At 69.4% G+C, this 10801-nt stretch carries 9 protein-coding genes; 3 read left to right on the forward strand and 6 right to left on the reverse strand.

The window, feature by feature from the left end:
* Positions 1–42 precede the first annotated feature (42 nt).
* Both AC08OV_RS05610 and AC08OV_RS05615 read left to right on the forward strand, forming a co-directional pair.
* Positions 43–1107 (forward strand): helix-turn-helix domain-containing protein, encoded by a 1065-nt coding sequence (locus tag AC08OV_RS05610; RefSeq protein ID WP_476619414.1) that lies wholly within the window; start codon positions 43–45, stop codon positions 1105–1107.
* A 4-nt stretch (positions 1108–1111) separates the two neighbouring features.
* Entirely contained in the window at positions 1112–2269 is a 1158-nt protein-coding gene (locus tag AC08OV_RS05615) for a hypothetical protein (RefSeq protein ID WP_476619405.1), read from the forward strand.
* Positions 2270–2271: 2 nt separating this feature from the next.
* On the opposite strand, the gene AC08OV_RS05620 is transcribed toward AC08OV_RS05615, so the two are convergent.
* The gene (locus tag AC08OV_RS05620; RefSeq protein WP_476619406.1) at positions 2272–2799 is read right to left on the reverse strand and encodes a hypothetical protein; all 528 of its coding nucleotides are present in this window, start codon (positions 2797–2799) and stop codon (positions 2272–2274) included.
* A gap of 355 nt (positions 2800–3154) precedes the next feature.
* A complete protein-coding gene (locus tag AC08OV_RS05625) occupies positions 3155–3448 on the reverse strand; it encodes a helix-turn-helix domain-containing protein (RefSeq protein ID WP_476619407.1) in 294 nt (97 codons plus the stop codon).
* Between the two features lie 233 nt (positions 3449–3681).
* Between AC08OV_RS05625 and AC08OV_RS05630 the strand changes: the two genes are divergently transcribed.
* The gene (locus AC08OV_RS05630; RefSeq protein ID WP_476619408.1) at positions 3682–5271 is read left to right on the forward strand and encodes an ISL3 family transposase; all 1590 of its coding nucleotides are present in this window, start codon (positions 3682–3684) and stop codon (positions 5269–5271) included.
* Positions 5272–5640: 369 nt separating this feature from the next.
* On the opposite strand, the gene AC08OV_RS05635 is transcribed toward AC08OV_RS05630, so the two are convergent.
* The 4 genes from AC08OV_RS05635 to AC08OV_RS05650 all read right to left on the reverse strand — a co-directional run.
* Positions 5641–6675: a replication-relaxation family protein gene (locus AC08OV_RS05635; RefSeq protein ID WP_476619409.1), complete on the reverse strand. Its 1035-nt coding sequence runs from the start codon at positions 6673–6675 to the stop codon at positions 5641–5643.
* A 174-nt stretch (positions 6676–6849) separates the two neighbouring features.
* Positions 6850–7818, reverse strand: a complete 969-nt coding sequence (locus AC08OV_RS05640; RefSeq protein ID WP_476619410.1) for a hypothetical protein — start codon at positions 7816–7818, stop codon at positions 6850–6852.
* 31 nt (positions 7819–7849) lie between these two features.
* Positions 7850–9838 carry a recombinase family protein gene (locus AC08OV_RS05645; RefSeq protein ID WP_476619411.1) on the reverse strand — a complete coding sequence of 663 codons (1989 nt, stop codon included), beginning with the start codon at positions 9836–9838 and terminating at the stop codon, positions 7850–7852.
* Positions 9839–10158: 320 nt separating this feature from the next.
* Positions 10159–10801, reverse strand: a 643-nt coding sequence (locus AC08OV_RS05650) for a recombinase family protein (protein WP_476619412.1), incomplete at its 5' end; no start/stop codon positions are given.

The following is a 10801-nucleotide window of genomic DNA, read 5'->3' on the forward strand; positions in this document are numbered from 1 at the left end:
GCGGGAGGTGGCATGACGGCAGATCAGACGGCCCATGCCGCGATGCTGGTCCTCGCCCGCGAGTCGCGTGGGATGACGCAGGCCGAGCTCGCGCAGGTCATGACGCACCAGTCCGGCGCCGCAGTGTCACAGGGGTACATCAGCAAGGCCGAGGCGGGCCGGCTTGAGGTCGCCGGCTCCCGGCTGTCGGCGTACGCCGCTGCGCTGCGCTACCCGATCGCTGTCCTGTGCACCGATCCTGAGTTGCACGGCGTCGGTGTCGGCCTCGTCCACCACCGCAAACGCGCCTCGCTGGGTGCCCCGGCGCTGCGGCGCATCCACGCGGAGCTGGCGCTGGCGCGAATGCAGACGCGTGCCCTCCTTGCGCTCGCGGACGACAAGCACCCTCACCGGTTCCACCGCATCGCGGTGGACGACTACGACACCGCCGCCGACGCGGCCACTACCCTGCGCCGCGAGTGGGAGCTGGCGCCCGGCGCAGTGCCGCAACTGATTCGTCACATCGAGGACGCCGGCGGGCTGGTGCTGGTGCGCGACCTCGGCTCGCGCGAACTGGACGCCGTCACCCAGTGGGTCGACGGGAACCCACCGCTGTTCCTGATCAACGCGCAAGCGCCCGCCGACCGGTTCAGGTTCAGCTTGGCCCACGAACTCGGGCACGTGATCATGCACGATGAGCCCGGAGCCTCCGCGGTCCAGGAGCGCCAGGCCGACGAGTTTGCGAGCGAGCTGCTGATGCCTGCTGACACTATCCGGATCGAGTTAAAGCAGGGTCGGCTCGATTTGGCGCGCCTGCTCGACCTCAAACACCGGTGGGGCGTGTCTATGGCCGCCCTGCTGCGGCGCGCGGTCACACTCGGCGTGGTCAGTGACTGGCAGTATCGTAATCTGATGGTCGAGATGTCCGCGCTCGGGTACCGCACGCAGGAGCCGAGCGACCTGGTCCGTGAGAATCCTCGGTTCATCCCTGCTCTGGTGGCGCGACTCCGCGAGGACCGAGAATACCGCCCGGACCAACTCGCCGACGCCGCCGGTCTGCTGCCGGCCGAGTTTTCGCTCCTGTACCTCGACAACAACGACTCCGCTGACGCTCCCCTGTCCAGGTGATGCAATGACCCAACCCCTCGGGCCCGGCGGCCCGGGCAAGCAGCCCACCACCTCAGCCATCACCACGGTGACCGGCCGGATTTTTCTGCTCGATAATCCCAGGTACACCCACCAAGTGCCGCCGTTCCTGCCGGCCGAACGCAGCGGCATAGTGCTGTGCGGCAAAGGCAGCAACACCAAGGCCGATTCGATCTGGCGGCAGTCTACTAGCCCGCTCTTGATCGACCCAGCCGCCTATCTTGGCCCGGTCACCGCGACCGACGCCGAACCCATCGCCCTCCCAGAAAGTGACGGGGCACTTTTCGGATCCGATCTGGACGCGGTGCTGCATGGCCAGCGCCAGTGCCACGCCGCCGCTGCCATCACCCCGTCCCGGTATGTTCAGGCAGGCGATTCAGACGCCTTCAAGGCCCTCGTCCGACACGCCCAGGCGATCGACCGAGATGATGTCATTGTCGCGGTACCTGTGGCCTTGGCCTGGCTGACACAGAAGCAGTACCTACCGCAGCTGATTGCCGGCCTCCAGCGCATCGCCCACCCGAAGGCCGTCATGTTCGGAGCTCAGAAGAACCCCTTCGATGTCGCGGCGGCCACTGCGAACTTTCGACGCCTGCTGGCCGAGACCGCCAACGTCGGCCTATGGCGCGCCGACGTCCTCGCCGCGTTCGACTGCCTCGCCCACGGCGGCACCTTCGCCGCCATCGGAGCCGGCGGCTCGCTGCGGCACCTGGTTCCCCCCGACGAAAAACCCGACGCCGACAACCCCATTGCACACACCCCAGCCGTGCTAATGCCCTCGATGTTGCGGTACGTCCGAGGAAGTATTATTGCTGAGAAATACGCCAATAGCCCCGCTCCACGCTGCGACTGCCCAGTATGTGACGGGGCATCTTTGGACCGCTTCAACAGCCTCATCGGCGAGGTGCGGGCCGAGGCCCACGCACACAACGCCGCAGTATGGACAGGCTGGCTATCTGACCTTTTCAGTCACGCCTCCGATGCTGGACGGCAGCAGTGGTGGCGCGGCTTCTGCAGGGCGGCCATAGATGTCCAGAAAGATGAGAGCACCCGACTCCGGCAGAGCAATGCCTTCAAACCCTCAACCGCGTTGAGGAAACTTGCTACTCTACCACTGCGCGAAGAAGCCGGAGATGGCCACTAAATTTATCGCACCTTCCGGTAGACGTCCTCCAGAAACCGCCAACCCGCCGCGGTGAACCGGACCCGCTCGAACGGTTCCGGCTCGACCAGGACCTCCGCTGTCTGATCAGTCACGACGATCACACCGACGCCATAGAACCCTGCCTGCAGGTATACCTCAGCCAAGTCCGCCGGCCGCCGGCGCAGCACCATCGCCCGAGCGCAGAACGGCGCGAACCGTCCGGCGACCTCCAACCCATGCCGCCACGTTCGCGCCGCGACAAGCGCCAGGTCCACCGCAATAGGCACTTCCGCGCGCCGAGTGACGTGGCCATCACGCACGTCGACCGCACCCGGCGGCGCCAGCTTCAACGCCGCACGTTCCCGACCCGTCAGGGGCTCAACCGGGATAGGAATGGCGAGCGGCAGCCCGAGCAGCAACTCCAGCACGTCCGCCGACGAGATCGCACCCGCACCCGCCTGTCGCCTGCGCCCGTGCTCACCGTCATGGAAGCGGTAACAGATCAACGCCTCGGTGCCCATGATCGGCATAGCGGCTCGCTGAACGTCGCCAGACCGAATCATCGGCGCCGCCGCTCGCGCAGCTGCGACGAAGGTCTCCGCAACGCCCGTCACAACGTCGCCCTCGCATCCTGCTGGCCCCAACCTGGCTGGAGCACCTCGCATGGACGATGTGACGCGAACCTCCTCCGAGCGACGACGAGCGAACCGACGACGGCACCGACCTGAGCACTACGACACCGTTCGTACCACCGTTCGCACTCCCTGGGAACCCGCGCGACCTGGGAAATCGGTGAACGGGTGGGTCTGCGGGCGCGGTCTCGCCCGCGGTTGAGCGGCGTGAACCACACGGTTCGCGCAACGATGACGAGGCCCAAAGTCGATCTCATCCGGGCTGCGCCACGGTTTGACCTACACCTTGGCGAGCCTGCGCATGCAGTTCGTCAAGGCTCAGGTCGAGGGCTTCGGCCAGGCGGGCAATCGTCAAGAAGGCCGGCGTCGCCACACGTCCACCTTCAAGACTACGGACCGTGTCGATGGCCACTAGAGAGTCGCGCGCGAGGTCCGGCGCCGAGCACCGTCGCTCTCGGCGCCGGGTAGCGATCAGCGCCCCAAGTCGTCGCCCATGCTCTCGATCTTCACTCGGAGTCACCTTGCGGCCCATGCGATAACAATACATGTATTTTTATCGTCCACCACGGCCAACGACGTGGCCACGTCAGCGGTGGCGCCACCGGGACGCATCGCCGCTGTGCTGACGACGACGGCGGTCGGACACGTCGACGACTGGCTCTACGGGTCTTCTCTGGATCTGGCGCTGATCTTGTGATCGGACTGGCCCCACGGTGATCGACTGTTGGTGGGTGGCTGCGATCATGGGGCTGGTGTGACCTCCTTGATCTCGGGGTCCTGTTGCCGCATCTGGCGCATGTCGGGTTGGACGGGGTCGAGCGCGGAGCGGACGGGCTGCGGTTGCGGGTGCGTGCCCGGGCCGAGCGGGTGGCCTGTCCGGGGTGCGCGACCGGGTCGGCGCGGGTGCATGGCCGCTACCAGCGCCGGTTGGTCGATACCGGGCTCGGTGGCGTGCGGGTCGTGATCGAGCTGACGGTCCGCCGGTTTCGCTGCGCGGAGGCGGGCTGTGCGGTGGTGACGTTCGTCGAGCAGGTCGAGGGCCTGACCAGCCCGCATTCCCGGTTCACCCCGCCCGCGACCGAGGCGCTGCGCAGGATCGGCCTGGCCCTGGCCGGTCGGGCAGGGGCCCGGCTGGCCGCCGCGCTGGGCCTGCCGGTCGGCCGGGATGCGCTGCTTCGCCGCGTGCGGGCGTTGCCCGACCCGGTGGTGGGGACGGTCGCGGTGCTCGGGGTGGACGACTTCGCGCTGCGCCGCGGTCGCACCTACGGCACGGTGCTGGTCGACGTCGCCACCGGCCGGCCCGTCGACCTGCTCACCGACCGGGAGGCCGACACGTTCGCGGCCTGGCTGAAGGCGCATCCGGGCACCGAGACGGTCTGCCGGGACCGCGGCGGCGCCTACGCCGACGGGGCGCGCACCGGCGCACCCGAGGCCGAGCAGGTGGCGGACAGGTGGCATCTGTGGCACAACCTGGCGGGCTACGTCGAGAAGACCGTCGCCCGCCACCGGGCTGACCTGCGCGAACCCGTCGCAGACAAGCCGCCGCCGCCGGCGGAACCCGAACACGCCGATGCCGAGGCGCACGCGGCGGCGGTCCGCGCCGAGCAGGTCGAGCAACGCGTCAGGGTGCGCCACCAGCGCGAACGCCACGCCCTGGTCCAGGAGCTCAAATCCCAGGGACTGGGCATCAAGGCCATCCGCCGCCAGACCGGGCTGGCCAAGGAGACCGTCCGCCGCTACTACCGCGCCACCTCGGTCGACGACCTGCTCGCTGTCGCCCGCGACGGCCGGCCCAGCGTGCTCGACCCGCACAAGCCCTACCTGCACGAACGGTTCAACGCCGGTGTGACCAACGGCAGCCAGCTGTTCCGTGAGATCCGCGACGCCGGCTACACCGGCAGCCAGTCCATCGTGCTGGCCTACCTGCGCCCGCTGCGCGCGGCCGGCCGCGCTCCCGACCCGGCTCCGCCCACCCCGAAGGTCCGCACCGTGACCCGCTGGATCCTGACCCACCCCGACCGGCTCGACGCCGACGACACCGCCGCCCTGACCAGCATCCTCGAGCGCAGCCCCCAGCTCGCCGCGACCGCGGCGCATGTCGCCGCGTTCGCCGAGATGATGCTCGAACGCCACGGCGAGCGGCTCGACGCCTGGATCACCGCCGTCGAGGCCGACACCGACCTGCCCGACCTGCACCGCTTCACCCACGGCCTACGCCGCGACCACGACGCCGTCCTGGCCGGCCTCACCCAGCCCCACAGCTCCGGCGTCGTCGAAGGCAACGTCAACCGCATCAAGACGATCAAACGCCAGATGTTCGGCCGCGCCAGCTTCGACCTACTCCGCAAACGCGTCCTCCTCGCCCGATGATCAGCACACGGGCCAGAAGGATCACAAGATCAGCGCCAGATCCAAAACTCACCCGCGAAGCCAGACGACGCCAAGAACGCGTTTACCGGCCTCTGCCGGTACCTGGGCGTTCTCAAGCGACAAGGATCCGGCGCAGCTCGTTCCGGGCGAGGGTCGTCCTCGCCGGTCTGGCGAAGCACCCGTGCCGCCGCGACGAGTTCGACCCTGGCCGTCCAACCGAGTTTGTCCGTCGACGCTTCGGCGGCGGCCTGGCACTTGGCAGTGGCCGGCCTGCCGATCGCGGCGGCCATGCCCGTCTGAGCCGAGGGGTCCTGTCACCTGGCGCGGTGCCCAGGTGGCAGGACCCCTTCGGGCCGTGCGGAGCTGCGGTCAGGCTGCGCGCTGCTGGGGATCAGGGCCTGCGGGTGGCATGGGCTGGGGCGGGTGGAGCCGTGTCGGACGCCCGAGGTCGCTGTCGGCTGCGGAGCTGGCCGTCTTGGGCTTGGCGGTGGGGGGCCAGAGGCCGGCCAGCTGGCCCAGGCTGAGGCGACCGGTGGCAGCCGGGGTGAGGCGTAGCCAGCGGGTCAGGGTGGCGTCGAGGTGCTGGTCGGGTTCGGCGAGGTCCGCGGCCGTCGTCGCGACCGGTACCCGCGCCGGGTCGTCAAGGTTGCGCAGCGCGTCGGCGAGGACCTCGCGCAGGCGGGCTTCGCGGCGCAGGGTGGTGGTCCAGATCAGGACCGGGGTGATGATCCGGGTTGCCTTGGCGAGCCGGTCGTAGGCGTCGATCTTGTAGGTGAGGCGGCGGAGTGCTTCGGTGCCGAAGTCGAGTTCGAGGAACCATTCGATCTCGGCGCGGCCCTGCGCCCACTTGCCGTACGCGTCGGGCCGCACGATGTCGCCGAACGAGCGGGCGCAGCGTTCCTCCGACCACCAGGCCGTCAGCCGGCTGGTGGCTTCGGGCTGGCGGGCGTGGTGGACCAGCCGGGTGAACATGCCGTTGACCGCGACCCGATGGGCCAGGTGCAGGGAGTGGGCGATGCCCATGGCCCGGTCGTGCTGGTAGCCGATCTTCTTCGGGTCCAGGCCGTCCTCGTGGGCGAGGACGGCGGCGCCGGCGACGTCGAGGACGTAGTGCATGGGTGACAGGCCGCTGACCGCGAGCGGCTGGAAGCGGTCGAGGATCCGCCAGCGGTAGAGCTCCAGCAGGCGCAGGTTCGCCGACCGGCGGTTGATCCAGCCGAGTTCGACGATCTGGTGGGTGGTCAGGACCCGGTGTTCGTGGATCATCCGGGTGATCCACCGGTCTCGGGGGGTGAGGTGGCGGACCAGCCAGAGCTGGTGCTCGGCGCTGGAGACGACGCGGGCGGTGGGTCGGGTGTAGGTGCGGCGGCCGAGGTAGGTCTGCTGCGGAGGATTCGTGATCATTCGGAGTGGTCTCCCAAAGAGGTCGTCAGGCAGGCGGAGGTAGACGAACAGACAGACAGAACGGGCAGACGGTCGGGACCAGTGGGGGCGAGCGGGCTGGCGTGTCCCCGCCCGGACCCGCCACCCGCCGCCCCACGAGGTGCACACCCGTCCCGCCCGTCCGGGCGGGGGCCGTCATCCGACCGCGGCCAGTACACCCGTCCCGGCCGGTTCCACCGGACCGAGATCAACCATGTCGACGTCATCCGGCCCGACCGGTACCAACCCGTCGGCGGCCCCGTCGGCGGCATCCGACGCGAGCGCGGCCGTACCGACCTCGAGCAGGTCGGCGGCGGGGGCGTGTTCTTCCAACACCCGATGCGCCTCGGCGCGCAGCTGCGCGACCAGGGCCCGCGCCCGCTTCGAGCCGACTTTCAACCGCTTGCGCAGCTCATCCGAGGAGATCGGCCGGCGATGCTCCTCCCAGTAGCGGGCATCCTCCCGCCGCGCCCGATCCACCAGCGACCCGTCGAGGACCGCGGTGCTCGGCCGGTCGGGAGCGCGCTGCGCAGGAACCGCCACCACCTCGGCCCGAGGGCTCTCGCCTCCGGATGGCGCAGGCACGGCGGTGGGCACCGCTGCTCCACCGGTCTCTGCCGGCCGGGGCGCGGACTGAGAGATCGCGACGTCCGGGGCTGCGGGGTGGAAGGTGGCGGGGTGGCGCATCGCACGCAACAGCCCCGGGCCCACCTCAGACCAGCCGATCAGCAACGCCGGACCCACCGCGTCGAACGCAGCCTTCCCATAGTCCCCCGCGATCACCGGCTCTGCTACATTCAGCGCCAGCGTCACCACGCTGGAGAACACCAGCAGCCGCCGCGCGGGATGCAGCAGCTCCGGCGGAGCGCCCTGCACCGCCAACTGCCGCGTCCCCAGCAAAAGGCCCACCACGGACAAATCGACGGCAGGAGCCACCAAGGGGGCAACCCAGACTGGCACCCCCAGCCGCAGCCCGAGCTGGAACACGTTGCCGAACCCGAACGCGAACGTCAACCCGACGACCACAACCATGATCACGGTGACGAGAGTGACCGCCGCATCCCGTCCCGCCGCCGACGGCACCACAACCGGACCGTCCACCACGGCCGTGCCCTCGGCGGCCATCAGGCACCCGCCTTGGCCAGCGCCCGCGCCGCTACCGGCCGGGGTCCGTCACTGGGCGTGATAGCCGCAGGTACACGAGCCGAAACCACCAGGCTCGTCTTCGCCTGGCTTTGCGTGGATGCTGTACGAGCCTCCCCGGGGGCACCAAGTAGAAGGAGGGAAGCCGCGGCTCCCCATTGATCACTTTCGGTCCTCTCCCTTGGTCATCTCTGTGTTCCCTCTCGGTAGGCTTGGAGCCGACGATGCTACTGCCGATCTCCGCCACGGATCGCACCGTGTCGCCACATAGGGTAACTCTGCATCGGGCGGTGCGGGTGTCGCGGTTGTAGCGGATCTCCAGGCGGAGGGCCGCGAAGAGCCGGCGGCTGATCTCGTCGGGTAGGTGCGCGAGGTCGATGGCACCTATGGGCAGCAGGGCGAGCAGGGCCGGGTTCGTCGCTTGCTGCACCTGGTCGCGTAGATCGTTGAGTTCGCGTTCGAGCTTGGTTCGTTCGGCTCGAAGCTCGGCACGGCGTTCCGCGAAGTCGTTCTTCAGGTCCGGGTCTGGGTTGTCTGGATCATCGACGAGTTCCAGGTTCCTGACCAGGCTTCGTCGGCGACGCTCGTTGGTGGCGAGGGAGCGTTCCAGTGTGGCGATGCGTCGATCACGGTCGTCGGTGTCGGGGTCGGTGCCTGTCGTCAGCGAGCTGGCGAGCAGGTCACGCCGGTACGTGCCGAAGATCCGTTCGGCGAGGAACTCGCTGAGGCCCTCGACGATCGGTTCCTCGCGGACCCACCAGCTGGATGCGGCCGGGTGCCCGGCGGGGACGTAGCCGGGCTTGGGCGCGCACACGTAGTAGCTGACGCCTTTCGACGTTTTGCCGTACATGCGTCGGCCGCACAGGTCGCAGAACAGGTGGCTGCGCAGCTGGTAGAGGCGGCGTGTCTGGGGGTGGCGGTTGCGGCCACCGGCGCTGCGGGACTTGGCGTGCTGGCTGGCGATCTGTTGTGCCTGGACGAAGCCTTCGAGGGTGACGTAGGCGTCGTGGGTGGGCTGGGGTGACCAGATCCAGTCTTCGACCGGGTTGGCGCGGTTCCGGCCGCGTTTGCGGGCGCGGCGTCCCCAGACCATGTGGCCGGTGTGCTTCGGGTTGGTGATGATCTCCCGGACGTTGGAGATGGTCCACCGGCCGACGGCACGGGCGGGGTCGACCGGCGTGGGCGGTGGGTGGGCGACGAGGTCGTCGTTGAGCCGGTCGGCGATCTGCTGGTAGCTGAGTCGTTCGCCGATGCGCCAGGCGAAGATCTGCCGGACGACGGCTCCCTGGACGGGGTCGGCGACGAGTCTGGTCTTCTTGACGCCCTTGGCCCGTTTGGCGGGTACGGCGTGCGGGATCTGCACGGCGCGGTAGCCGTAGGGCGGCTTGCCGATGTTGAAGCCCTGCTCGGTGTGGACGGCGAACCCGTCCCAGGACTTCTCCAGCATCTCCAGGACGTACCACTCGGCGATGCCCTGCTTGACGCGCCGGGTCAGCACGGTGGTCGCGCTGGCCTTGCGCCGGCCCGACGTGCCGATCTGGATCGGCTCGTCGGCCGCGAGGAGGCGGACCCCGACCTTCTCCAGGTGATGCTCGATGTAGGTGCCGTAGTAGGTCCGCCGGGCGATGCGGTCGATCGACTCGCAGATGACGTAGTCGAACCGCCGGTCGGGCCGCTCGGCTTCGGCGAGAAGATCCTGGATGCCGCCGTCGCGCGGGATCGGGATGTCGAACAGCTCGTGGGCGCTGCCCCGGCCGCGGGCTGCGAGGTCCATGCGGCCGGACTCGATGTCGAAGAAATGCGCGACGATCACCGCGTCTTCCGGAATGACCGCCGAGCATCGCCGCAGCTGCCGGGGCAGGGACAGCGTCGGGTCCTGCTGGTCTTCGGTCGAGGTCCGGCCCGCGAACGCGACCCGGGCCACCAGCCGGCCCGGGTCTGCGCTCGCGGCGGCTACTCGGAGGGATTCTCCCCATCTCTGGATCTCTGCTGGGCTACCCATTCAGTCACCTCTCGTATCGCCCGGATCTGAGCGCGCCTCAGCGTTTCCTCCAGGCTTTCTGTCGCTATTTCGACCTCGAATACTAGCTCTGGATACTCGGCCCGTCGAAATCCGCGCTGGCCACCAGAATCGGCGCCCGCCCCTTTGTCTCGGGAGTCATCCATCAGACCGCCGCCTCCGCGAGGCTGGCGTTCCCTGAATGGCCGCCTGACGCTCTGCGATCATGGACAGAAAGCGGCGGGTGGACGTCCGATCGGTGTGCCGTGGAAACGCCGCGACGTGGCTTTCCTGGCCCGCGCGCCGCGGCGTGGGAAGCGGCCTCACCACCGCGACCCGTGTTCGTCGCTGTCGCTGTCCGTACGGCGCGGATCGGTTTCCCAGGGCAGGAGGTGGGGGCTGAAGATTCCCCGGCCGGGCGGGGCGAGGAGTTGCGCGCGAAAGAACGTCCGCCCGTCGACGATCGGATCGTGGGCGTGGGGGCAGACGACCCAGTGTTCGGGTGGGACGGGCTGTCCGGCGTGTGTGCGGCCCCAGACGGTGGCTCCGGTGTAGACCGGATTCGCCAGGACCCGGTTGACCGCGGTCGAGGTCCACGGCCGGGGCAGGCCCGTGGCGGGGTCGGCGATCCCGTGGAGGTCGTTGACAATGTGCAGGCGGTTCACGATCGCGCTGAGGGTGAGCCGGTCGTCGACCCGCCATTGGAAGATGCACGCGACGACGGCCGAAGGCGCCGGGTCGATCACGAGGCGGACGCGGCGGCGGGGCCGCCCCTCGTGGTCGAACACGGTGACCCGGTGCGGCAGGTAGCCGTAGGGCGCCGGGCCGAGGTGGTAGCCGGCGCGGGCAAGGTCGAGCTGGGCCTGGTGGGCGCGTTCGGTGGTCCGGGCGTGGTGGGCGGCGAGCAGTCGCGTCTGTCGGGCGGCGCGGGGGTGGGTGAGCCGCCACCGCCGGCCGGGTCGGCGC

This window comes from Frankia sp. CeTa3Moorea (assembly GCF_978021225.1).